The sequence below is a fragment of the Streptomyces sp. NPDC032822 genome (assembly GCF_055578825.1).
Window position 1 is genome coordinate 462,951 of record NZ_JBVIOL010000001.1, and the last position, 22,691, is coordinate 485,641.

Annotated in this window: 20 protein-coding genes and 1 tRNA gene; 13 read left to right on the top strand and 8 right to left on the bottom strand. The window is 66.1% G+C overall.

Annotated elements, in window-relative coordinates:
- Positions 1-32 precede the first annotated feature (32 nt).
- The 5 genes from ACZ5VD_RS02345 (at position 33) to ACZ5VD_RS02365 (ending at position 3,310) form a co-directional block, all read left to right on the top strand.
- Entirely contained in the window at positions 33-533 is a 501-nt protein-coding gene (locus ACZ5VD_RS02345) for a DUF5949 family protein (RefSeq protein ID WP_468680276.1), read from the top strand.
- A complete protein-coding gene (locus ACZ5VD_RS02350) occupies positions 530-1,141 on the top strand; it encodes a vitamin K epoxide reductase family protein (RefSeq protein ID WP_468680278.1) in 612 nt (203 codons plus the stop codon). The genes ACZ5VD_RS02345 and ACZ5VD_RS02350 overlap by 4 nt, the downstream gene beginning before the upstream one ends.
- Before the next feature lie 139 nt (positions 1,142-1,280).
- Entirely contained in the window at positions 1,281-1,796 is a 516-nt protein-coding gene (locus ACZ5VD_RS02355) for a hypothetical protein (protein WP_468550461.1), read from the top strand.
- Positions 1,797-1,959: 163 nt separating this feature from the next.
- The gene (locus ACZ5VD_RS02360; RefSeq protein ID WP_468550460.1) at positions 1,960-2,460 is read left to right on the top strand and encodes a tyrosinase family oxidase copper chaperone; all 501 of its coding nucleotides are present in this window, start codon (positions 1,960-1,962) and stop codon (positions 2,458-2,460) included.
- Positions 2,444-3,310: a tyrosinase family protein gene (locus ACZ5VD_RS02365; RefSeq protein ID WP_468550459.1), complete on the top strand. Its 867-nt coding sequence runs from the start codon at positions 2,444-2,446 to the stop codon at positions 3,308-3,310. Before ACZ5VD_RS02360 ends, ACZ5VD_RS02365 begins: the two co-directional genes overlap by 17 nt.
- Before the next feature lie 231 nt (positions 3,311-3,541).
- On the opposite strand, the gene ACZ5VD_RS02370 is transcribed toward ACZ5VD_RS02365, so the two are convergent.
- Entirely contained in the window at positions 3,542-3,838 is a 297-nt protein-coding gene (locus tag ACZ5VD_RS02370) for a chaplin (RefSeq protein WP_468550458.1), read from the bottom strand.
- A 198-nt stretch (positions 3,839-4,036) separates the two neighbouring features.
- Here ACZ5VD_RS02370 and ACZ5VD_RS02375 point away from each other — a divergent pair, with 198 nt between their 5' ends.
- Positions 4,037-4,645, top strand: a complete 609-nt coding sequence (locus tag ACZ5VD_RS02375; protein WP_468550457.1) for a DUF2087 domain-containing protein — start codon at positions 4,037-4,039, stop codon at positions 4,643-4,645.
- A 97-nt stretch (positions 4,646-4,742) separates the two neighbouring features.
- Here the strand turns inward: ACZ5VD_RS02375 and ACZ5VD_RS02380 are convergent, their stop codons facing one another.
- Positions 4,743-5,702: a D-2-hydroxyacid dehydrogenase family protein gene (locus tag ACZ5VD_RS02380; RefSeq protein ID WP_468680280.1), complete on the bottom strand. Its 960-nt coding sequence runs from the start codon at positions 5,700-5,702 to the stop codon at positions 4,743-4,745.
- Positions 5,703-6,936: 1,234 nt separating this feature from the next.
- On the opposite strand from ACZ5VD_RS02380, the gene ACZ5VD_RS02385 reads away from it, so the two are divergent.
- Complete coding sequence (locus ACZ5VD_RS02385; protein WP_468680282.1) at positions 6,937-7,722, top strand: helix-turn-helix domain-containing protein; 786 nt, start codon at positions 6,937-6,939, stop codon at positions 7,720-7,722.
- A gap of 119 nt (positions 7,723-7,841) precedes the next feature.
- Complete coding sequence (locus ACZ5VD_RS02390; RefSeq protein WP_362309878.1) at positions 7,842-8,450, top strand: hypothetical protein; 609 nt, start codon at positions 7,842-7,844, stop codon at positions 8,448-8,450.
- 1,152 nt (positions 8,451-9,602) lie between these two features.
- Here ACZ5VD_RS02390 and ACZ5VD_RS02395 read toward each other — a convergent pair.
- The 6 genes from ACZ5VD_RS02395 to ACZ5VD_RS02420 form a co-directional block, all read right to left on the bottom strand.
- Positions 9,603-10,670 (bottom strand): helix-turn-helix domain-containing protein, encoded by a 1,068-nt coding sequence (locus tag ACZ5VD_RS02395; protein ID WP_468680284.1) that lies wholly within the window; start codon positions 10,668-10,670, stop codon positions 9,603-9,605.
- Between the two features lie 253 nt (positions 10,671-10,923).
- Positions 10,924-11,169, bottom strand: a complete 246-nt coding sequence (locus tag ACZ5VD_RS02400) for a hypothetical protein (protein WP_468680286.1) — start codon at positions 11,167-11,169, stop codon at positions 10,924-10,926.
- Positions 11,170-11,177: 8 nt separating this feature from the next.
- Positions 11,178-11,588: a hypothetical protein gene (locus ACZ5VD_RS02405; RefSeq protein ID WP_362309884.1), complete on the bottom strand. Its 411-nt coding sequence runs from the start codon at positions 11,586-11,588 to the stop codon at positions 11,178-11,180.
- Between the two features lie 15 nt (positions 11,589-11,603).
- Positions 11,604-11,855, bottom strand: a complete 252-nt coding sequence (locus ACZ5VD_RS02410) for a hypothetical protein (RefSeq protein ID WP_362309887.1) — start codon at positions 11,853-11,855, stop codon at positions 11,604-11,606.
- A gap of 767 nt (positions 11,856-12,622) precedes the next feature.
- Positions 12,623-13,657 carry a tyrosine-type recombinase/integrase gene (locus ACZ5VD_RS02415; protein ID WP_468680289.1) on the bottom strand — a complete coding sequence of 345 codons (1,035 nt, stop codon included), beginning with the start codon at positions 13,655-13,657 and terminating at the stop codon, positions 12,623-12,625.
- 130 nt (positions 13,658-13,787) lie between these two features.
- Positions 13,788-13,863, bottom strand: a tRNA-Arg gene (locus tag ACZ5VD_RS02420).
- A 323-nt stretch (positions 13,864-14,186) separates the two neighbouring features.
- On the opposite strand from ACZ5VD_RS02420, the gene ACZ5VD_RS02425 reads away from it, so the two are divergent.
- The 5 genes from ACZ5VD_RS02425 (at position 14,187) to ettA (ending at position 22,690) form a co-directional block, all read left to right on the top strand.
- Positions 14,187-15,794, top strand: coding sequence for a dynamin family protein (locus ACZ5VD_RS02425; protein WP_468550455.1), 1,608 nt, complete (start codon positions 14,187-14,189; stop codon positions 15,792-15,794).
- 3 nt (positions 15,795-15,797) lie between these two features.
- Positions 15,798-17,906, top strand: a complete 2,109-nt coding sequence (locus ACZ5VD_RS02430; RefSeq protein WP_468680292.1) for a YfjP family GTPase — start codon at positions 15,798-15,800, stop codon at positions 17,904-17,906.
- A gap of 331 nt (positions 17,907-18,237) precedes the next feature.
- The gene (locus ACZ5VD_RS02435) at positions 18,238-18,702 is read left to right on the top strand and encodes a single-stranded DNA-binding protein (RefSeq protein WP_468680294.1); all 465 of its coding nucleotides are present in this window, start codon (positions 18,238-18,240) and stop codon (positions 18,700-18,702) included.
- A gap of 333 nt (positions 18,703-19,035) precedes the next feature.
- Positions 19,036-20,424 (top strand): Cys-Gln thioester bond-forming surface protein, encoded by a 1,389-nt coding sequence (locus tag ACZ5VD_RS02440; RefSeq protein ID WP_468550452.1) that lies wholly within the window; start codon positions 19,036-19,038, stop codon positions 20,422-20,424.
- Positions 20,425-21,025: 601 nt separating this feature from the next.
- Positions 21,026-22,690, top strand: coding sequence for an energy-dependent translational throttle protein EttA (ettA, locus tag ACZ5VD_RS02445; protein WP_468550451.1), 1,665 nt, complete (start codon positions 21,026-21,028; stop codon positions 22,688-22,690).
- Position 22,691 lies beyond the last annotated feature (1 nt).

A 22,691-nucleotide genomic window follows, 5' to 3' on the forward strand; every position in this document is an offset into this window, starting at 1 on the left:
GCCGTATTCCGGTGCGTCGATAAGGTCGCGCGGTGACCTCAACCTCAAGCGAAACCCGCCCCTTCCGCGCGCCCGATCTGGGCACGCTCGTCGTGATGGCCTGGAGCGGTGAAGCCCCCGACGGCGACATGCCCTACCTCCTCGCCTACTCCCTCGGGGACGGCGCGAACGGCCCGGAGGCCTCCACGGCCGCCGTCGAAGCGCTGCTGGAGAACAACGGCCTGCCCGTCGGCGGCGACCTCGTCGACGGCAACGCCCGGCCCAGCCTGCCGGTCAGCCTGCTCGTCGAGTCCGGCACCGCCGTCGTCAACATGCCGGTCTTCAACGCCCAGTGCACCCCGCCCCCGGAGTGGCTCGCCGCCGTGGGCGAACGCGGCTTCGCCTACTTCGTGTTCACCACCCGCCCCTGGCCGGAGGCCGAGCCGGGCAAGCCGGTCGACCCGGAGGCGCTGGCCGCCTTCGCGGGCGCCGACGACACCCTGAACGCGGCGGCGCACGTCGTGCTGCCGGCCCGCGCCCTGCGCAGCCGATGACCGACGCCGCGGGACAGCGCACACGGGCGGCGACCGCCGGCTCCGGCCGGGGCCTCGCCCTGCTGCTGGTGATCACGGGGGCGGCCGGACTGCTGGCCTCCTGGGTCATCACCCTCGACAAGTTCAAGCTGCTGGAGGACCCGGACTTCACCCCGGGCTGCAGCCTGAACCCGGTGGTGTCCTGCGGCAGCGTGATGACGAGCGACCAGGCCGCGGCCTTCGGGTTCCCCAACCCGATGCTGGGCCTGGTCGCCTACGCCGTGGTGGTCTGCGTCGGTGTGAGCCTGCTGTCCGCCGTGGCCTTCCCGCGCTGGTACTGGCTGGTCTTCGCCGCCGGCTGTCTGTTCGGGATCGGGTTCGTGACCTGGCTGCAGTTCGAGTCGCTGTACCGGATCAACGCCCTGTGCCTGTGGTGCTGCCTGGCGTGGGTCGCCACGATCCTCATGTTCTGGTACGTCACCGCACACGCCGTACGGCACGCGTTCCTGCCCGCGCCACGACGGCTGCGGGCCTTCCTCGACGAATTCGCCTGGGTGCCGCCGCTGTCGCACGTCGGGATCGTCGCCATGCTGATCCTGACGCGATGGTGGGACTTCTGGACGAGCTGACTGCCGTAGGTCGTACTACTGCGGCAGTCGGGGGAATCTTGCGCTGGTCGCCGCCCCAGGATCGTTACGCGGTACGGGCATTGAGATCGCCGCATCCCGAACCCGAACCCCGAACATCCTGAAAGGGACCGTACCTGACATGAAGTCGACCACCCGAGGAACCCTTGCCGCCGTCATCGCGGGCGTCGCGGCCGCGGTGGGGGCCACCGCCACCCCCGCCGCGGCGGTGGACACGGTCCCCGTGCCGGTGCCGCTGGAGGGCGTCGAGCACTCCCTCAACATGGAACTGCCCAAGCTCGGCGGGGAACTCCCGCTGCTGACGCCGGGCGCGCCCGAGGGACCGCAGTACGTCGAGGGGCGCCTCATCCCGGAGCGGGTCATCCCGCAGCTGCCGATCAGCGGCGCGCTGCCCGGCGCGGGCCTGCGTACACCGGTGCCGCACATCCTCGGGGACGACTTCGACCACGTCGGCGTCGAGGCGCCCGCCTCCGACCTGCGCACGCTGGCGCCGGGCCTGACCCTCGACGCCCCGCTGACCGCCCCGAACCCCGACAACTTCGGCCTGCCGGAGCCCAAGCTGCCCCAGGTGGGCGTGCTCGCGCCGGTCCTGCAGGCGGTGCCGGGCGCCGACCTGGGCGCGGGGCCCGGCCTGTAGGCCGTACGACCGTACTCCGGAGGGGCCCGGGACCGCTTACCGCGGACCGGGCCCCTCGGCTGTCCGGGCCCGGATGTTCATCTCTTGGGCCCCTGGACGGTGACCGGTCGGGCCGCCGGGCGGTTAGCCGGTGCACAGAGCCGAACCGGACGAGGAGCAGACCATGGTCGTGAGCGCAGGCGGAGTGCCGGTGGGTGCGGAACCCTCAGCGACGAGCCCGGCGAGAGGCGGTCCCGTGCGCGGGAGCCGACGGGACCTGTTGCGCGGGCTGCTCGCCCCGGCCGTCGCGCTGGCCCTCACTCCGCTGGTGGCGGCCTCCCGGCCGCTGCGCGCGGACGATCCGCCCGCGGATATCGCCTTCGACGAGACCTACCGGGGCCGTCACATCCAAGGCGTCAGGACCGCCGCGACCGCCGCGGGACGCACCTTCGACGACGGCAGCTGGCACGTCACCGTGGACGGCCGCCCGCTGCACCTGATGCGCCGCGCCGACGGCACCTGGCTGAGCATGGTCGACCACTACCGGTCCTACGCCACCCCGCTGGAGGCCGCCCGTGCGGCCGTCGACGAGCTGGGACCGGGGCAGCGGCTGCGCGCGCCGGGGACGATCGGGGGCCAAGAACGAGAAGGGGACATGGGGGGACACCATGGTGTACACGCGTAAGGACGTCAGCACGCTGACCGCCGCCGAGAAGCGGCGGTTCGTGAAGGCGATGCTGGAGGTCAAACGGCGGGGCGAGTACGACGAGTTCGTGCGAATGCACATCGAGTACTACGTGGCCGACGGCGAGGGCGGACTGCGGTCGGCCCACATGACCCCGTCGTTCCTGCCCTGGCACCGGCGGTTCCTGCTGGAACTGGAGAAGGCGCTGCGCCGGGTGGACCCGTCGGTGAGCATGCCGTACTGGGACTGGACCAAGGACCGTACGAAGTCCTCCGCGCCCTGGACCAAGGACCTGCTCGGCGGCGACGGGCGGCGCTCGGACCGGCAGGTGACGACCGGGCCGTTCGCCTACAAGGGCGGCAACTGGACCCTCAAGGAGGGCGTCACCGACGCCGAGTTCCTCACCCGGGACCTCGGGCGGGCCGCCGACCCCATCGAGCTGCCGACCCGGAGCGAGCTGGAGTGGGCCCTGAAGGACCCGGTCTACGACGCCTCGCCCTGGGACTCGACGGTCACCAAGGGGTTCCGCAACAAGCTGGAGGGCTGGGGCACCGGACGCGGCAGCGCCGCCTGGCGCAACCACAACCGGGTGCACCGCTGGGTCGGCGGGGCCATGGTCGGCGGTGCGTCCGTCAACGACCCCGTCTTCTGGATGCACCACGCCTTCGTCGACCTGTGCTGGTCGCGCTGGCAGGCCCGGCACCGCGAACACCGCTACCTGCCGGCCAAGCCGCCCGGCCCGGGCAACGCCCAGCGCGGACGGATCCTCGCCCGGCACGAGAAGCTGCCGCCGTGGGGCGTGACACCGGATCAGCTGGAGGACCACGGCCGGATCTATCGGTACGCGTGACCCGGTACGCGGGAGCCGCACGCGTGGGCCGTACGCGTGACGCCTCGGGGCGACAGGGGGGGTGAGGCGGGGTCCGATCCGGGCCGACCCCGGTTCCGATCTGGTTCCGCCCCGGCTGTGATCTGGTTCTGATCCGCTCCTGATCCGCTCCTGATCCGTTTGTGACCAGGACGTGCGAGAGCCCCGGCGCTCGGAGATGCCGGGGCTCTCGCGGGTGTCCGTGAGGACGGATCAGCCGCCGTAGCCGTAGCCACCGTGGCCCGGGCCGGGGTGGCCGGGCTTGCTGTCGTCGACGTTGGCGCACTGGTTGCCGAACGCCGGGTTCAGCAGACCGATCACGCTGACGGTGTTGCCGCACACGTTGACCGGGATGTGGACCGGCACCTGGACGACGTTGCCCGACAGGACGCCGGGGGAGCCGACGGCCTTGCCCTGGGCGCCCGCGTCCGCCATGGCCAGGCCGGCGCCGCTGATGACCACGGCACCGGTGCCGAGCGCCACACAGGCTGCCTTCGCGATGCGAGACATCACGTTCTCCTTCTGACTCGATGAGTGCGGCAGCAGGACGTGCCGCCACACTTCCCCTTCAACGCCGCCGCCCACGGCTGGTAACGGCGCGGGCGGCGCGGATCACCCTTTTTGAACAAGGGAGCGGTTCGAGGAGGGGCACGGGGGCGGGGTGAAAATGGCTTGGGCGGGGACAGGAGCGGTCACTAGCCTCCCGGCATGGAATCCGACCAGCTGTCCCTGATCCGTCTGTTCGCCGAGGAGAGCCGGGTGCGCGCCTTCGCGGCGGTGGCCCTGGGAGCGGGCACCCCGGCGGAGGTGGCCCGGGCGGCCGGCCTGTCCGCGAAGGAGACGGCCCTCGCGCTGCTGAGGCTGCGGGACCAGGGCGCCTTGACGGCGGGCGACGACGGCGAACTGGGCGTGGCGTACGACAGGTTCAGGGAACAGGCGCGGGCCGCCGGGCAGCCGGAGCGGGTGCGGGAGATCCCCTCCGGCGGGGACGAGCGGACCGACATGATCCTGCGGACCTTCGTGCGGGACGGCCGGCTGCTGCGGCTGCCCGCGCAGTGGACCCGCAAGAAGCTGGTGCTGCGGTACATCGCCGACCAGACCTTCGAGCCGGGCGTCGCGTATCCGGAGCGGACCGTCAACGAGAAGCTGCGCGCCTGGTGCGGCGAGGACGGGGACGTGGACCATGTGACGCTCCGGCGCTGCCTGGTGGACCTGCACCAGCTGCACCGGAGCGCGGGGATCTACCGGCGGCCCGCCCCGGTGGACGGGGCGGACGTGGCGGACGGTGTCCCGGGGACGTCGGGGCAGGCGTCGTAGGGACGTGCCGGACGGTGTCCCCGGGACGCCGGGGCAGAGGTCGTAGAGACGTCATGGCGGGCGCAGTACGGACCTCACGGCAGGCGTCGTACGGAGGTCACGGCAGACGTCGTACCGGTGATCCCGCGAGGTAGGCGCGGATGTTCTCGACCGCCTGGCCGTAGTACGTCTCGTAGTTGGCGCGGGAGACATAGCCGAGGTGCGGGGTGGCGAGGAGGCGGGGGGCCGTGCGCAGCGGGTCGTCGGCGGGGAGGGGTTCGGTGTCGAAGACGTCGACTCCGGCGCCGGCGATCCGGCCCTCGGCCAGGGCGGCGAGCAGCGCGTCCTGGTCGACGATCGCGGCGCGCGAGGTGTTGACCAGGTAGGCGGTCGGCTTGAGCAGGGCGAGTTCGGCGGGGCCGAGCAGGCCGCGGGTGCGGTCGCCGAGCGCGAGGTGGACCGAGACGAAGTCGCTGTCGGCGAGGAGGTCGTGGAGGGAGGGGGCGAGTTCCGCTCCCACCTCGTCGGCGCGCTCCTTGGTGAGGTTCTGGCTCCATGCGCCCACCCGCATGCCGAAGGCGAGGCCGATCCCCGCCACCCGGCTGCCGATCTTCCCGAGGCCCAGCAGTCCGAGGCGGCGGCCGTGCAGGTCGGCGCCGACCGTCTGCTGCCAGGGGCCGCCGGAGCGCAGCGCGTTGTTCTCCCCGACGATCCCGCGGGCGAGGCCGAGCAGCAGGGCCCAGGTGAGTTCCACGGGCGGGGCGGAGGAACTGGCCGTGCCGCAGACGGTGACGCCGTGCGCCTCGGCGGCGGCGTAGTCGATGACCGTGTTGCGCATGCCGGAGGCGACGATCAGTTTCAGCCGAGGTAGCCGGGCGATCAGGGAGGCCGGGAAGGGCACGCGTTCGCGCAGGGTGACCACGATGTCGACGTCGGCGAGGGCCGCGGCGAGGGAGTCCTCGTCGGGGAAGTGCGTGTCGTAGGAGACGACATCGACCTCGCCGGCCAGTGGTGACCAGTCGGCGACCTCGGTCGCCACCCGCTGGAAGTCGTCGAGCACGGCACAGCGCAGTGGCACGTCAGTTCCTTTCCCGGAGAGCCTTGTTGCCTTCTCCCCACGGCCGGAACAGCAAAAACGCCCTCCCGGAGGGAGGGCGGAGACTTGCGCCCCCGGCAGGACTCGAACCTGCGGCCAAGCGCTTAGAAGGCAACGTGACTAGCCAAGACTCTAACCTGCGGAAACGTGCTCTGACTACCCCTCAACACCCCATCAGGCACCTTGCGTAGGAATCCCTAGTGAAGGTGCCTACTTGATTCGCTGGTGTTGTGGGCGAGGGTGCTGGACACGACAGAGCCCCGGTTTCCATTGGTTGGGTTTCCGGGGCTCTTCTTGCTGCCTAGAGCTACATGGGCTTACTGCGCTCCCAAGACCTTGACGTCACATGTCCAACCGGCCGTGTCTCCTGCCTGTCGGCCATGGACGGTAAACGTGATGGTCTTGCCAGGAGCGATGGAGTCTGTAGTCATCCTGACTCCGTCCGCCTGTCTCCCCGTGACGTCGAACCAATAGAGCTGAATCACGTAGGCCGTGGGGTCGGGGAGGCTATTGGTTGCCTTGACCTCCATAGAAGTTCCCTGGTCAACGCCACAGTGCGAGACCTTGACCGGCTCGCTCTGCTGCGCCTCACTACTGCTCTCGTCTGCGGACGCAGCACATGCGGTTACCGCAAGGGCAGTTACGAGAGCACCCCCTGCTAAGAGCGGGAGCGTCTTCCTGGTCCTCATTTCCGGACCCCCTACCTTTACCGTTCGACTTCCAGAATGGCCTACCCCGGTCTTTCGAGTGCGTAGACCTCTACGGGCTATGGGCAGTAGCCGTTCACAGCCACATAGCGGATACGTCCCTCTTGTCTAGCTCAGGGTCCTTCTCCCAGGGAGAGGGAGCGTCTTTGTGAGGTCGCCACCCTCTAGGAATTTCACCCCCTGATGGTCCTCCCCGCTGCTCCCACGTGAACCAACGGCGATAGCACCTCTGTAGCCATGCTTCAGCACCGGCACGGCTATTCCATTCGAGAGGCAGGAGCGATGACGGATCTTCGCTGTCAGGGAGTGTGCAGTAGCCCCACATTTCTAAGTCGAGAATGACCCAACGCTTGTGGTCTGGGGTCATCGTGGGCACGTAGCGACTGGGCATGTCTCACGGTTATCGAGCCATTACAGCGACCCGCGACGACTGACAAGGCGTCAGAGGGGCGTCCACTGGGGCGTCAAACCGGTGTCATTGTCGGCGTCAGAGGTCTACCGTTGATCGCATGACGACAGCCAAGCCAGTACCGAACAGCCAGCTCAGGGCGGTGCGTATGGGTCTGCTCATGAGCCAGGACGATCTAGCCCGTGCCATCCGTGACGCCGGGCAGACAGCAGGGGAGCCCAACGACGCCAGTAAGCGGCTCGTACAGCGCTGGGAGGCCGGAACGACCACAGCTCCCCGCCCGGTCTATGCAAGGGCTCTGGAGAGGGTTACAGGGCTTCCCATTGAGGCTCTGGGGTTCGCCCTCCCTGTGCCGATGGCAAGCGTTGCCGACGACGGCCACGGGGGGCATGACCTGGAGCCGTCGTCGGCAACGGCTCCCACGTCCACCACACAAACGGCTCAGACGGCCACCAGGACGCCGAACGGGAACTACTCGGGTATCTGGCTCAGCCGGTATGAGTTCTTCTCCTCTGGACGTGACGAGACGTTCACGGGGCTTCACTACGTCGTGCTCTTGCAGCACGGGAACAAGCTCACGGTTCGCTCTCTGCCGGATGCATCCCTGAATCCGAACTCTCCTCTCACCATGGATCTCACCGTTGACGGGAACGTCGTCACGGGGACGTGGGTGGAGGAGACGGCAACTGAGGGGTACTACGCGGGAGCGCGGTATCACGGTGCCGTACAGATGCTCATTGAGCCGACCGGTAGGCGCATGGTCGGTAAGTGGCTCGGGTTCGGCAAGGAGTTCGACGTGAACACGGGCCCCTGGATACTGGAGTTCAAGGACGCATCAACCAACAAGGCAGCACTGGAGAAGTGGAACGTCCGGCCGGAAGCCTGAAGGCCCAGCACAACCTAGAGAGCCCCTGGATACGGGATGTCCAGGGGTTTCTTCATGTCGAACCGCAGATGTTCCTCAAGTTAGGGTCCAAGGGGTGTGCTGGTGGGCATCCTTGGCCCATGTCGCTTCCAGTCATCGCGATCATCGTTGCATCTGTCAGTGCTCTCTTCACGGGAGCCAACATGCTTTTCTCTGCCTTGACCTATCGCAGGGTGAGGCCGCGCGTTCAGATGAAGGTCCAGTGGACTCTGGTGGGTCCAGACTCCACACGCAGAGCGCTAGAGGGTGTTGGGCAATGGGGCTTCGTCATGCATCTGAAGAACGTGAGTCCCACTGCGGCCAAGGTGAAGGGGCTTCAGTTGGTTACGCGCTACCCGCAGAGACCGAGACGGTGGGACGACCCGTTGCGATCCGACAAACAGAAGTTCATGGACCTGATCCTTGAAGTGCCCATCCCGCTGGAGAACGGCAAAGGGATGATGGTGGAACGGGACAAAGAGCTTCCTGCATTCGGCGGACTGCAATGGAATATTTTGGACGACTGGGTGACCATCCCTAGTACCCTTTGGGAATACCTGACCTTCCAAATCACGCTCACCAACGGGGACGTAGTCAGGGGCGAGTGGTACCACCGTGGACGGCTACGACGCTTCGCCGAAGAGATGCAAAAGATCTTCCCCGAGAAGCAAAACGGCTTCCCGATGCTGACAGCTTCAGAGGAAGACTGACGTTATGGCTGCTGACTGGTGGGCCCGAGGTATTGCCCTCGGTGCCGGACTCGCAACGACGCTCAACATGGCTATATCGTTTGCTACATATCGTCGGGGTCGACCACGTGTCAGCATAGAGCTTGAAAGCGTCGACCCTGGAAATCCCCGCAACGGCATGACCAAGGGGACAGTTATCTTCACTGTGCGATTGGTCAACAATAGTGGGAACACATCCGTAGATGTGGAAGATCTGCGGTTCCTAGTCAAGTTCCGAGGGCATAGTGTGCGGTATGTAAACGAGAAGACAGGCTTTAGTAAACTTACGCTCGAACCCTATGCAGGGAAGCCAGTCACACGGTCTCTTCAGTTGACGGAAATTCAAGCCACCGTGGCAACAGTGTCGTACGTGCAACTAGTCGCCAGCCTCAGTAGTGGGAAGCGGACATGGAGTAAGAAGATAAGGCCCAGAAATATACCGGGCCTGCTGTAGTTCAAGCAGGACGAGTGTGATGCCTTAACGGGCTACGTGGAACTCGGGATCAGGAAGTAAATAAGCGCTCGGTTGCCCTGTCGGAGCCGGGCGCTTCTCTGTGTCCGTAAGCGGAAGCTTCGCGTTCTGTTTGTCAGTAGTAGGTGAGATGATGGAAGTACCTCAAAAGAAGGGAGGTAGACAACATCAACAATCCACAACGTAAGCCAGCGAGGAAGTTGAAGGCGGGTGACCATCTGAGGCTCTGGAACGGCAAGACAGTAGAGATTCTGTCCATCGAACCAGGGACGAACCAGTCAGGAACCAAGTGCTTGATTCTATCGCTCTACAAGATGTCAAAGATGGTAGTGAAAACTCATCGTACGATGACGATGCACTATCCAAAGTAGTAACTAGTCAAGAGAAGTGCCGGTATCTCCGAACTCGGAGGTATCGGCCTCTTTCGTTTAGGGGGTCAACAGTAGTAACTCCTTCTAGTCGAGATACCTACGGAAACCGGGTGTCCTAGCTGGAATTCCTTATGAATTCGCATTCAGTAGCCTTATTCAATTATGAAAGAAAGGTAATTCTGTACCCCGAGCCGGCTGAGGTATTCCATATTGAATTGAATAGGCTTGGGTAATAAGAAAGGTCAGAGAGTGAATATCCCTGGTCTTTCCCGTGGGTATTCGGCGCTCCCCTTATGCTGTTCCTCTCTGACGCTGCGTTTCGTCAAGGCCCTGTGTGCGCCTCTGGGGCTCTTCCGCAGCCTCCCCGTACAGCGTGGCCAGCGAGGCTCTGAAGTCCTCTGTACGTGCCTGCACAACGTCTTGCTTGGCCCTACGGCTAGCCGCTTGCGTAGAGGCTTGCTTGGCCAAGCGGTCAAGGTGTTCAAGACTCTTGTTCCGAGGTGCGGGTACTCGATCAATTCTCTTCTTAGGAGTAAAGGAGTAACCACGCTTCTTAGTCACACCAGAGGAGGGAGACGCGTTAGCGTCGACTACGTCAACCAGAGGAGAGATATCAATCTCTTCTACTTCCTTACCTACTTCACCAGGGATAACCAAAGGATCTGCCAGAGGAGACTTAGTCTCTTCCAAGGCTTTTCCCTGGCCTTCCTTAGTTACTCTCTGGTAATTTGCTAGTTCTGTCTGGTTGATATCTGTCTCTTTAATGATCTGTCTGGTTAGAGGGTCACCCGTGACCTTATCGATAGGGTCACCAATGGCCTTATGCATAGGGTCACCAGTGACCTTATGAACACTCACCATAGGGTCAGAAGTCATAAGGTCACCAGTGACCTTATGGGTTACCCCTTCTGTGGCAGGGGTGTTCTTGCGCTTGGTCGAACGCTTACCCGTGGATAGCTCCTGGTCTACCGTGCTAAGTCTTGGCGTGTACTCCTTGGTGAGAGCGTTGTACTCGGCAGGAATGGCAATCCAGTACTTATTGGAGGTGGCCGTACGGTTCATGACGACCAGCCATCCTGTGTTCTCAAGTTCCTTGGTCCAACGCTTGATGGAAGAGTCAGAGGTCTTGAGCTTGTGGGCTAGGTAGTCACGAGTCGAGTAAGCCTCTCTGTCGTGTCCGGCTAGCTTGTTGATATACATCCATAGTGCGTATGCCTGGAGACTGATGTGTCCAGCCTCTACGTCTTTCCAGATGGCATCTGAGTACATCTCGAAAGATCCGTCTGGATACATGCCTGTAACGGTCGGATTCTCCAATACGTGGATCTTGCGGTCTGTGAAATCGGTTCTGTCTGTCATTTCTGATATCCTTGAAGTAGTTCTGAACAACTGAGCCCGTTGGCTCCTTTGTTGTAGATAGTGAATGTATCTGGACGGTTGACGTCCGAAGGTTTCAATTGCGGCAATCTCCCGCTTGGGTTTGGGTTCGATTGCTAGTTCTGGTTCATGATCCGGTGTACTGCATAGTTCTTTCGCGCATTCCTCCTCCGAAGCCCCGCTGTTTCACTACGAAACAGCGGGGCTTTGTCGTTTTCGTGTGTAGCTCTTGCCCTTAATGCACTTCCAGACTGTAGAGAGTGCTTCTATTTTCGGGTTTGAAGAGAACTCCCTTGGGGTTTCCCCAAGAACTCGAAGACGGTTCCGGCATTCTGCCTGCATTGCCCAGTTCTTCGAGAATGGCATCATAGTCATCAGTGAATTCTTTGCAGAACTCTTCCTTTGGCATGATCTCCCCGGTTCGTTCCAGCTCAGAATAGACGGCTTGCGCCGGAAAGCTCAGTTCACTCGGGTCTTTCATCCGTTCCCCTATCCGCCCATGTAATGGAGGTTTGTGTCTCGTGCTCCCATGAATCCGATAGATGACGTCACCTCATGAAGTACACCCATTCCCTTTAGCTCTTCCAGTACGTTGCGGAACTCACCAGGCGCAGCATTGGGGAAGTGCTCGGCAAACTGTCTCTCTACCTCACTGGTCTTTGCTGGGGTTGGTCTCTCGTATGCGTCGTATGCCTTGACGATTTCAATGACGGCCGGACCGCTCTGTGTCAGCACGGCTTCTCTGCGCTGACGCTCTCGGTGCACCTGAACCATGCGCTGTTGTTCCGCATCCATGGCTTCCTGCTTGGCTCTCTTCTCAGCTTGGTACTGAGGGTCAAGAGCGCGCTGCCAAAAGCTCTTTTCCTGTGCTCCGAAGTTGAATGCGCTGGGGTTGGTCATAGTTTCGTTCCTCTGCTAGATGGTTTGGTAGTCGTGCGGTTTTACGGTTCTGTCAACACTCAGACGTCCTGTGTCTTCAAGTTCGAAGACGGCAGTCTGTAGGGTCTCGATTCTTTTCACGTTGATGATCCTCGTGAGTTCTGGCTGAGTGAATCTTGTACGCCCTTTCTCTGTCTGGCTCTTCAGCCAGAGCAGCAGAACCGTTGCGTTGAGGCTCAACTCTTCGTCTTGTACAAGACTCACCAGCGTCTCGATTGTTTCCGGCATGTCTTCCTTTCTCTCCTATGCGACTAGCTTTCTCTCTGGGCGCGCCAGTAGCTCTCTCAAGCACAGTCGTACCGCTTATATCAATACTGGGACGACGGAACGCAGCGTTCTTCCCTCGGATGTGATCCATCCGGCTTGAATAAGCTCAAATTCGTACGCATCCGGCTGTGGAATAATTGCGAAAATTCCGCATACTGTCTCGGCGGAAATATCTGCCACGCTGTAATGGCACAGCCATAGGCACTTCGCAGCCAAGCTAAGGTCTGTATCCCAGACCGGCAGATCTTCGATTCTGGTCTTTCTCATACTGCTCATTGCTCATCCTCTGGTTCGGTCCAACATCTGAACCTCCCCTCTGACTCCATTATCTCCTACTCAGTCGGAGAAGTAGTAATGAGTAGACCCCCCGAATCGGACAATTCGGAGGGTCGAGTTACTGCTGTAGTTGGGTATGTGGCGAGAATCACACAGTGCGTCCGGATGCTATTCCCTGACCGAAGCTTGCCGTACGGCTCTCCGGGGCGGGGAAAGCCTCACGAATGGCCTCGCCGATGTTTGCTGCGCCTTCCTCGCTGCGTGCTGCCGTTTCGTCGCCCATACGCTCGATGGCGTCAAGGTCGTGTGGCGCTCCTGGTCCGATATCCATGTCTTCTCTCCTCTGTGTCGTGTGTTCTGGCTCCTTCCCCTCATGTCCAATTGTCCCAGCTCCGGCGACTGCATGAGAAAACCCCCAGACGCTGTCTGGGGGCTCGCTCTGTGCTCTTCCGTCAGTACCGGTCTCCCAGTCGCTTAGCCGCCTTCACCGCCCGACTGGTGGCCATGTCTGCCGCATACCTGCGGAGCATGGTGGGGTCTTTCCAGCCCTGAATGGTCATGACGTCCTCGCCGCTCATTCCCGCAGTCAGCATGTCGTCTGTTGCCGTGTGCCGGAACTGGTGGGGGTGGCAACTCTCGTACCCGGCATCCTTGGCCCTGCGGTTCAGCATCCGGTAGAGACCGGAGTAGGTGAGGCGAGACCTGTTCCGAGTGCCGAGCCAAAGATCCTGACCCTTGCTCAGTTTGTGGGCTTCCCTCGCCCTGATGTACCGGGTCAGAGCGACGACCGTACGCGGCTGAAGGGGGATGACCCTGCCCTCTCCCGTGCTCCGTGCATCCTTCAGGGGAACCACCTGTGCCAACCCCTGTTCAAGGTCCAGGGAGTCCAGGCGGAGAGTCAGCAACTCCTCTGCCCTGAGCCCTTCAGTGAGAACGCGCACGATTGCGTGATCCCTGACCTTCTCGAACTCCCTGACTCGGGGGTGTCCGTTCCCTGTCGCCTTCAACAGGTCGGTGACGAAGTCGGCAGAGAGGGTCTGGGGCTTGCCTGCCTTGGGCGGTGCGTACCTTTGAAGCTTCTTGTCCCGGTACGGGTTGGGGACATCGTGCTCCTCTTCCAGCCAAGTGAAGAAGGGGCGCAGGTTGCGCTGAACGGTGTTGGTTCCGCCCTGTTCGTGCTCCTGGAAGTAGGCACGAAAGAAGCGGTTCAGAGTGGCTGTGTCGACTGAGGTGAAGTCCTCTTCGAACCCCTGTGCCGTCATCCACTGGTCCAGCGCACGGACCGCCTTGCAGTACGCCGTGACGGTCTTCTCCTGGTACGGCCGACCATGCTTGTTGTTGGTCGCCCGGAGGTGCGTGGCGTAGTCCTGAGTCGTAGCCTGCTTGATCTCTGACGTGTCGGGGTCCTGAGGGATCGCTCGGAGGGTGGTGGCCCTGCCGGTTCCCTGAGATGCCCTGAGAGGTGACTTCTTCGCCTGTGCCGACACGGGGTGACTCCCTGGTGTCCGGGCTAGGCAAGGTGCAGTCCGCTAGGCGCCTTACCTAACCAAGTCTGGTAGGTAAGTCACGCGGCTTTCGATGATCCTTCTGACCCATAAGCCCAGTTCAGAGAGGATGTGGCGCCCCCGGCAGGACTCGAACCTGCGGCCAAGCGCTTAGAAGGCGCCTGCTCTATCCACTGAGCTACGGGGGCCGGGTGTGGTGGCCTCTGTCGTGGGTGCCCGGGTGTGGGCCGTTCCGTGACGTTGCCGGGGACAAGGATAGGGCTCCCGCGTCCTTGCCCCTGCTGCTTCACCTCCGTGGCTCGATGTGGAGGTTCGGTGAAGCGGTCCTGATAATCGCAGGCAGGTACGAATCGTGCATCGCTTTTGGCGTCTCGCGCCTCGGGTGTTGTGCACTCGTTATGCCTGGACTGTGCCTCCGTCCCAGTCGTCCCTTCCGTCCCCTTGTGTTCTGTCGGCGCGCAGACATGCTCATATGCTTCAGAATTCCCCTAAAATTGGGCATTCTTCGCATGTGGTGACCTTGGACGTACGGCCTCAGCTGCTCGACGCACTCTCCGCCCTGCGCGACCGTGTCGCCGCCGCACGCTTCCCGCTGCCCCTGGCGGGGGCGCCACGCGCGCGTGCCAACCGCGACGAACTCCTCGCCCAGCTCGACGACTATCTGGTGCCCCGCCTGAGAGAGCCCGAAGCGCCTCTGCTGGCCGTGGTGGGCGGATCCACCGGCGCCGGCAAGTCGACGCTGGTCAACTCCCTGGTGGGCAGACGGGTCAGCGAGGCGGGCGTACTGCGGCCGACCACGCGGACCCCGGTGCTGGTGTGCCACCCGGAGGACCATCACTGGTTCAGCGGCATGCGCGTGCTGCCCGACCTCACGCGCGTGTGGGTGCCCCAACAGGACCAGGCGGACGAACTTCTGCTGCCCGGCGAGAACCCCCTGCGCGTCCTGCGCATCGAGACCGCCGACACCCTCCCACCGGGCCTCGCCCTCCTCGACGCTCCCGACGTCGACTCCCTGGTCGCCGACAACCGCGTCCTCGCCTCCGAACTCATCTGCGCCGCCGACATCTGGGTCATGGTCACCACGGCGGCCCGGTACGCCGACGCGGTGCCCTGGCATCTGCTGCGCACCGCCAAGGAGTACAACGCGACACTCGTCACCGTGCTCGACCGGGTACCGCACCAGGTCGTCTCCGAGGTCTCGCGGCAGTACGGCGCACTGCTCACCAAGGCCGGACTCGGCGACGTACCCCGCTTCACCGTGCCCGAACTGCCCGAGTCCGCCTGGGGCGGCGGGCTCCTGCCGGCCACCGCCGTCGCGTCGCTGCGGAACTGGCTCCTCCAGCAGGCGCAGGACCCGGCGACCCGGCAGCACGCGCTGGCCCGAACCGCGTACGGCGTCCTCGACTCGCTCAAGGCCCGGATGCCCGAGCTGGCGAGCGCCGCCGCCGCCCAGTACTCGGCCGCGCTCCGGCTCACCGCCGCCGTCGACGGGGCGTACGACAGCGAGCACGCGCGCGTACGGGGTCGTCTGCAGGCCGGTGCCGTGCTCGCCGGGGACGCCCTGAAGCGCTGGCGGGCCTTCCCGCTCGACTGCAGCGCCGAGGAACTCCTCGACGCCCTGGTGGAGAGTCTCGGCGCGCTCCTGCTGTGTTCCGTCGCCGCCGCCGACGAACGCGTCGACGAGGCCTGGCGGCGCGAACCGGCCGCCGACGCCCCGGAGCTGACCGACCGCGGCCCGACCCCCGAGAGCGCCGAGCACCGCATCGGACTGGCGGTACGGCGCTGGCGGCGGGAGCTGGAGGAGTACGCCGAGGAGGAGGTCCGCGACCTCGACCGCAGCGTCGCGCCCGACCCCGAGATGATCGCCGTCCTCGTTGCCACCGCACTGCTGGGCGGACGCCGGGCGCGATCGGCCGGTGAGGGGCTCGCCGAGCGGATCGGCGCGCACGGCGCGCTGCGGCTGCGCGACCGCGGCGGACGGCTGCTCACCGACCACCTCGACCGGATCATGCACACCGAACGCGAGCGTCGTCTCGCCCCCCTCGACGCCCTCGATGTCCACCCCGAACCGCAGGCCGAACTCATCGCCGCGCTGTCCGTACTGCAGAAGGAGAGGTGACCGGTGACCGCCGTCACAGACCAGGACCACACGGAGCACGCGGACGAGATGGGCGACGCGAGGGAGGCGGGCGAGGTGCGTGAGGTGAGCGATGTGGGTGTCGTGGATGTCGTGGAGGACGCCGGCCGTCAGGGCGAGCCGCCCGTGAGCCCGGCCTCTGACGTGTCCCCCGGCACGGTCCCTGAGGAGGGCGCACCCGAGAACGACTCGCCTGAAGAGGGCGATGCGGAGAGCGACTCCGAGGGGGGCCGGGCCACGGAGGACGAACCCGTCGGTGAAGCGGCCTCCCAGGAAGCGGAGAGGGCGCAGGACTCCGAGGAGTCGGCGCGGGCCTCCGGCGGCCGGCACGCGCGCGTGAAGGACGACGACTCCTCCAGCCGCGCGGGCGGCGCGTCCGGGCGTACGGACCCCGACAGTGCCTGGGACGACGGGCTGATCGCGCGGAGGGTCACCGAGGAGACCACCGCGCGGCCCGCCCCTGTCGTGGAGACCCGGCCGGCCGGTCCGCAGGTCGTGACCCGGCTCGCCTACGACGGACAGCTGCGGTCGCGGCTGGACGCGCTGCGCGAGCTGGTGGGGCTCTCCCGCACCCGGCTCGACAGCAGGACACTCGCCGAGGCAGGCCGGGTCCTCGACGAGGCGGCCGCGCGCAGGCGGCTGTCCGGGCAGCACACCGTCGTCGCCATCGCGGGCGCGACCGGCAGCGGAAAGTCGCAGCTGTTCAACGCGCTCGCCGGAGTGACCATCTCGGAGACCGGCGTACGCCGGCCCACCACCGCCGCGCCCATCGCGTGCAGTTGGAGCGACGGGGCGGCCAGTCTCATCGACCGGCTCGGCATTCCGGGACGGCTGCGGCGGCGCCCGGTGCAGAGCGCCGAGGCGGAGGCGCAGTTGCGCGGGCTCGTCCTGGTCGACCTGCCCGACCACGACTCGGCCGCCGTCCAGCACCGCGAACAGGTGGACCGTGTGCTGGCGCTCGTCGACGCGGTCATCTGGGTCGTCGACCCGGAGAAGTACGCCGACGCCATCCTCCACGAGCGCTATCTGCGGCCGATGGCCGGGCACGCCGAGGTCATGTTCGTCGTCCTCAACCAGATCGACCGGCTGCCCGGAGAGGCCGCCGAGCAGGTCCTCGACGACCTGCGGCGGCTGCTCGACGAGGACGGGATCGCGCTCGGCGAGTACGGCGAACCCGGCGCGACCGTCCTCGCGCTGTCCGCGCTCACCGGGGACGGCCTCGGTGAACTGCGCGAGTCACTCGGCCAGTTCGTGGCGGAACGCGGGGCCGCGGCGCGGCGTATCGCGGCCGACGTGGACGCCGCCGGATGGGGGCTGCGGCCCGTCTACGCGACCGGACGGCGGACCGGGCTCAGCGAGGACGCCCGCGACGACTTCGCCGCCCGGCTCGCGGAGGCGGTGGGCGCCACCGCGGCGGGCGAGGCGGCCGAGCGCGCGTGGCTGCGCAACGCCAACCGGGCCTGCGGAACGCCCTGGCTGCGGCTGTGGCGCTGGTACCAGGACCGGTTCGAACCGACCACGGGGCGGCTGCCGTTGCGTTCCCAGGCCGACGAGGAGGCCACGGCCCGTCAGCGGGTCGAGCAGGCCGTACGGACGCTGGCCGAACGGGCGTCGGCCGGGCTGCCCGCGCCCTGGGGGCAGGCGGTGCGCGAGGCCGCCGTACGGGGTGCGCAGGGGCTGCCCGAGGCGCTGGACGAGCTGACGGCACGGGCGGGACTGCCGCCGGGGCGACCGCCGCGACCGGGCTGGTGGCCCGCGGCCGTCTTCGCCCAGGCGTCCATGACGATCCTTCAGATCGTCGGCGGTCTGTGGCTGTTGGGGCAGATCATCGGGTTCATGTCGCCGAACCTGGGCGTGCCGGTCCTGCTGATGGTGGCCGGCATCATCGGCGGCCCGCTGGTCGAGTGGAGCTGCCGGCTGGCGGCGCGGGGGCCGGCCCGTCGGTACGGCCTGGAGGCCGAGCGGCGCCTGCGTGAGGCGTCCGCCGGGTGCGGGCGGGCCCGGGTACTGGATCCGGTGGCGGCGGAGCTGTTGCGGTACCGGGAGGTTCGGGAGCAGTACGGGCGGGTGATGGGGGTGGGCGCGGGGAGGTGACGGGAGGAGGGGGTGGTCGCGGGGGCTGGGCGAGGGGGAGGGAGCCTGGCCGGGGAGGGGATCGGTGGGAGTGGGGGAGGGGGCGGAGGCTTGGCGGGAAGGGAACTCGGGGAAGGGCGTGGCCAGGGTGGGATCCCTCGTTCGGGTGGCGGAGTTGTCCACAGCCGGGCGGTGATCCACAGGGCTCAGCGGGCTCGGCCCGGCGGAGGCAGTCTGGTTCTGCGGCGACCGCGTACGGATCGCGGTCGCCGCGGCAGACGCAGCCGTACGGGACGGGCCCGTACGCGTATCCGCTCGGCGTGAGTGTGCCGGGCGACGGGAGGGGTTCGAGATGAACGAGACGGTCATCTGCGCGGTGGGCAACGTGGCGACGCAGCCGGTGTTCCGGGAGCTGGCGTCGGGAGCGTCGGTGCGCTTCCGGCTGGCGGCGACCTCGCGGTACTGGGATCGGGAGAAGAACACCTGGACGGACGGCCACACCAACTTCTTCACGGTATGGGCCAACCGGCAGCTCGCGACCAACGCGATGGCGTCGCTCAACGTGGGCGATCCCGTCGTAGTACAGGGCAGGCTGAAGGTTCGTCAGGACGTACGCGAGGGACAGAACTGGACGTCGGCCGACATCGACGCGGTGTCCATCGGCCACGATCTCGCGCGCGGCACCTCGGCGTTCCGGCGCGCGCCCCGGCCGGAGACGGGAGCGGTCGGTGCCCCGGGGCAACCCGAGCCCAACTGGGAGACACCGCCCGCGGAGCCGGACTCCGAACGACAGCCGGAACCGGCTGCGGTGACCTGACGTCAGTCACCGGTCGGAGGCGACAGGGGCGACGAAGACGTCGGGATGTCGGAGGTGTCGGACGTCGGCCGAACTGCGGCTTATCGGTGAATGCGCACCGAACGAACCGGGGTGGATTTGTCGATAAGCCCTGTTCAGGCGCGGTGTCGGCGATAACGATTCCGAGTCGGATCGGTTGACCGAGAGCATCCCAGGGAAGCGCGGTGCGCCAGGTACCTAGGATGCCGGACATAGCTCTCGGGGTTTCTGTTTCTGCTGGTGGGACCACACCCCCACGTCAACGGGTCCTGCTCGAAGGGGAATTCTGTGTTTTCTTCGCTCTCTGCACCGTCGGTGCGCAGGCGAGGCGCGGCCCGCCTCGTCGCCGCCACGTTGGTGTCCGGACTCGTCGCCGCCGGTGTGCTCACCGGTGCCGGCACGGCGTCCGCCGACGAGACGGCGCAGAGACAGGGCGGGGCGACCGCCACCATAGGTGGCCTCAAGACGTACGGCGACGCCGTCATACACGACGACGCCGGGGACCTCACGGTGTCGGCGGGCCTGTTCGAGATGTCCGTCGAGGGCGGCGGCACCCTGCAGACCTACTGCGTCGACCTGCACAACCCCACGCAGCGGGACGCCAAGTACCACGAGACTCCCTGGACCGGCACCTCGCTCGGCGCCAACAACGACGCCGGCAAGATCCGTTGGATCCTGCAGAACTCCTATCCGCAGGTGAACGATCTCGCCGCGCTCGCGGCGGCGGCAGGGGTGGGTGGCAGTGGCCTCACCGAGGAGGACGCGGCGGCCGGCACCCAGGTCGCCATCTGGCGCTACTCGGACCACGCGGACGTCGACGCCGTCGACCCGCAGGCCGAGAAGCTCGCGGACTACCTGCAGAAGAGCGCCCGCGGCGTGGCCGAGCCCACCGCGTCCCTGACGCTCGACCCGTCCGCGGTCTCCGGCCACCCCGGCGAACTGCTCGGCCCGGTCACGGTGCACACCAACGCGGCCGGCGCGACGGTGACGCCTCCGGTGGACGCCGCCACCAGCGGGGTACGGATCGTCGGCAAGGACGGCAAGGACATCACGACCGCGAAGAACGGCGATCAGCTGTTCATCGACGTGCCCGAGGACGCGGCGGACGGCTCGGCCGAGCTGACCGTGCAGGCGTCCACCACCGTGCCGGTCGGCCGGGCCTTCGCCTCCGAGAGCCGCAGCCAGACGCAGATCCTGGCCGGTTCCAGCGAGTCGACGGTCTCCGCGGCGGCGAGCGCGACCTGGGCGAAGGAGGGCGCGATACCCGCGCTGTCCGCGGCGAAGAACTGCGCCGAGAGCGGCCTCGACATCACCGCGGCCAACGTCGGCGACGAGGTGTTCACCTTCGAGCTCATGGGCACCGAGCACAGCATCCCGGCGGGCGAGTCCCGGACGGTGACGATCCCGCTCCAGGAAGACCAGTCGTACGACTTCGCGATCACGGGCCCGGGCGGTTTCGAGCAGCGCTTCACCGGCGTCCTCGACTGCCGGACCCAGGGCAGCGCCACCAGCGGTGACGCGGCGCAGACCCTGAGCGAGCCGAACCCGGCGACGGTGGGCGCCGCCACGACGGACGTGAACCTCGCCGAGACCGGCAGCTCCAACGCGACCCCGATGATCGCGGGCACGGCCATCGCCCTGGTGGTGATCGGCGGCGCGGCGCTGGTGCTGGTGGGCCGGAAGAAGACACCGACGCAGGGCTAGGGCCGGTTGGCGAAGTGCTGGTCATGGCCACTGGTTGAGGGTTACGACCAGCATGGTCGCCCGTAGCCGTAGCCGTAGCAGATGGCGGCGAGCCTGTCGCTCCTCGGTCGTCGTGGAGCACCGCCGCTCGTGACGGCACCGACGGTGACGGCGCTGCTGCTGACCGCTCGGCGGATGTCGCCTGGGGGCGGATCTGGTTCTCGCCGCCGCCGACGACGTAGATACGGGTTGGCTCCGGGAACGAGCTGTTCTGCTCCGCGCCGGTCCACCGACTGTCCCGAAGGAAGACGGGCCCGACCGGTGTGACGTGGGGAGAGCCGTCCGGGCGGGCGGTGTGCGGCCAGGTGTTCCTGTCGCGGGCCGGGCGGCTCAGGCGGTCTAGGACCGCAGCCCTGGGCGGGGGCACGGGATCGGCCATGCCCGCGTCATGTCGCGCGCCGGAACCCGGCAGCGACGGGCGGTGACGGTCCGGCTACCGGTACGGCCGGTGAACGCCCAGGTCGAGGGCCCTGGGCCGAACGGGTTTCCCCCGGGGGGTGGCAGTCAGGCAAGATGGGGTGTATCTGCCCACTGCCAGTTTCAAGCTGCCGGACGGTTTCTCTTGGCTGAGTACATCTACACCATGCGCAAGACGCGCAAAGCGCACGGCGACAAGGTGATCCTTGACGACGTGACGCTGAGCTTCCTGCCCGGCGCGAAGATCGGTGTGGTCGGTCCTAACGGTGCCGGTAAGTCCACCGTTCTCAAGATCATGGCCGGGCTGGAGCAGCCGTCCAACGGCGATGCCTTCCTGTCGCCCGGATACTCCGTCGGGATGCTGCTCCAGGAGCCGCCGCTCGACGAGTCCAAGACCGTGCTGGAGAACGTGCAGGACGGCGCCGCCGAGCTCATGGGCAAGCTCAAGCGCTTCAACGAGGTCGCCGAGCTGATGGCGACCGACTACTCCGACGCGCTGATGGAGGAGATGGGCAAGCTCCAGGACGACCTGGACCACTCCAACGCGTGGGACCTGGACACGCAGCTGGAGCAGGCCATGGACGCCCTGGGCTGCCCGCCCGGCGACTGGCCCGTCACCAACCTCTCCGGTGGTGAGCGCCGTCGCGTCGCGCTCTGCAAGCTGCTGCTCGAAGCCCCCGACCTGCTGCTCCTCGACGAGCCCACCAACCACCTGGACGCCGAGTCCGTGCAGTGGCTGGAGCAGCACCTCGCGAAGTACGCCGGCACCGTCGTGGCCGTCACTCACGACCGGTACTTCCTGGACAACGTCGCCGAGTGGATCCTCGAACTGGACCGCGGTCGCGCCCACCCGTACGAGGGCAACTACTCCACGTACCTGGAGAAGAAGCAGACCCGTCTCAAGGTCGAGGGCCAGAAGGACGCCAAGCGCGCCAAGCGGCTCAAGGAAGAGCTCGACTGGGTGCGGTCCAACGCCAAGGGCCGGCAGGCCAAGTCCAAGGCGCGACTGTCCCGTTACGAGGAGATGGCCGCCGAGGCGGACAAGATGCGGAAGCTGGACTTCGAGGAGATCCAGATCCCGCCGGGCCCGCGGCTCGGCAGCATCGTCGTCGAGGTCAACAACCTCTCCAAGGCCTTCGGCGACAAGGTCCTCATCGACGATCTGAGCTTCACGCTGCCGCGCAACGGCATCGTCGGGGTCATCGGGCCGAACGGCGCCGGCAAGACCACCCTCTTCAAGATGATCCAGGGCCTGGAGACGCCGGACTCCGGTTCGATCAAGGTCGGCGACACGGTCAAGATCTCGTACGTCGACCAGAGCCGCGAGAACATCGACCCGAAGAAGAGCCTCTGGGCGGTGGTGAGCGACGAGCTCGACTACATCAACGTCGGGCAGGTCGAGATGCCCTCCCGCGCCTACGTCTCCGCCTTCGGGTTCAAGGGACCGGACCAGCAGAAGCCGGCCGGCGTGCTCTCCGGCGGTGAGCGCAACCGCCTCAACCTCGCGCTCACCCTCAAGCAGGGCGGCAACCTCCTGCTCCTCGACGAACCGACGAACGACCTCGACGTCGAGACCCTCGGCAGCCTGGAGAACGCGCTGCTGGAGTTCCCCGGTGCGGCCGTGGTCGTCTCCCACGACCGGTGGTTCCTGGACCGGGTGGCCACGCACATCCTCGCCTACGAGGGCGAGTCCAGGTGGTTCTGGTTCGAGGGCAACTTCGAGTCGTACGAGAAGAACAAGATCGAGCGGCTCGGCCCGGACGCCGCCCGTCCGCACCGCGCCACCTACAAGAAGCTGACCCGGGGCTGAT

What these genes read in the sequence shown, in the direction of transcription:
- ACZ5VD_RS02350 (WP_468680278.1), top strand. Translation starts at nt 530, where the DNA reads ATGACCGACGCCGCGGGACAGCGCACACGGGCGGCGACCGCCGGCTCC.
- ACZ5VD_RS02355 (WP_468550461.1), top strand. Translation starts at nt 1,281, where the DNA reads ATGAAGTCGACCACCCGAGGAACCCTTGCCGCCGTCATCGCGGGCGTC.
- ACZ5VD_RS02360 (WP_468550460.1), top strand. Translation starts at nt 1,960, where the DNA reads ATGGTCGTGAGCGCAGGCGGAGTGCCGGTGGGTGCGGAACCCTCAGCG.
- ACZ5VD_RS02365 (WP_468550459.1), top strand. Translation starts at nt 2,444, where the DNA reads ATGGTGTACACGCGTAAGGACGTCAGCACGCTGACCGCCGCCGAGAAG.
- ACZ5VD_RS02370 (WP_468550458.1), bottom strand. Translation starts at nt 3,838, where the DNA reads ATGTCTCGCATCGCGAAGGCAGCCTGTGTGGCGCTCGGCACCGGTGCC.
- ACZ5VD_RS02375 (WP_468550457.1), top strand. Translation starts at nt 4,037, where the DNA reads ATGGAATCCGACCAGCTGTCCCTGATCCGTCTGTTCGCCGAGGAGAGC.
- ACZ5VD_RS02385 (WP_468680282.1), top strand. Translation starts at nt 6,937, where the DNA reads ATGACGACAGCCAAGCCAGTACCGAACAGCCAGCTCAGGGCGGTGCGT.
- ACZ5VD_RS02390 (WP_362309878.1), top strand. Translation starts at nt 7,842, where the DNA reads ATGTCGCTTCCAGTCATCGCGATCATCGTTGCATCTGTCAGTGCTCTC.
- ACZ5VD_RS02395 (WP_468680284.1), bottom strand. Translation starts at nt 10,670, where the DNA reads ATGACAGACAGAACCGATTTCACAGACCGCAAGATCCACGTATTGGAG.
- ACZ5VD_RS02400 (WP_468680286.1), bottom strand. Translation starts at nt 11,169, where the DNA reads ATGAAAGACCCGAGTGAACTGAGCTTTCCGGCGCAAGCCGTCTATTCT.
- ACZ5VD_RS02405 (WP_362309884.1), bottom strand. Translation starts at nt 11,588, where the DNA reads ATGACCAACCCCAGCGCATTCAACTTCGGAGCACAGGAAAAGAGCTTT.
- ACZ5VD_RS02410 (WP_362309887.1), bottom strand. Translation starts at nt 11,855, where the DNA reads ATGCCGGAAACAATCGAGACGCTGGTGAGTCTTGTACAAGACGAAGAG.
- ACZ5VD_RS02435 (WP_468680294.1), top strand. Translation starts at nt 18,238, where the DNA reads ATGAACGAGACGGTCATCTGCGCGGTGGGCAACGTGGCGACGCAGCCG.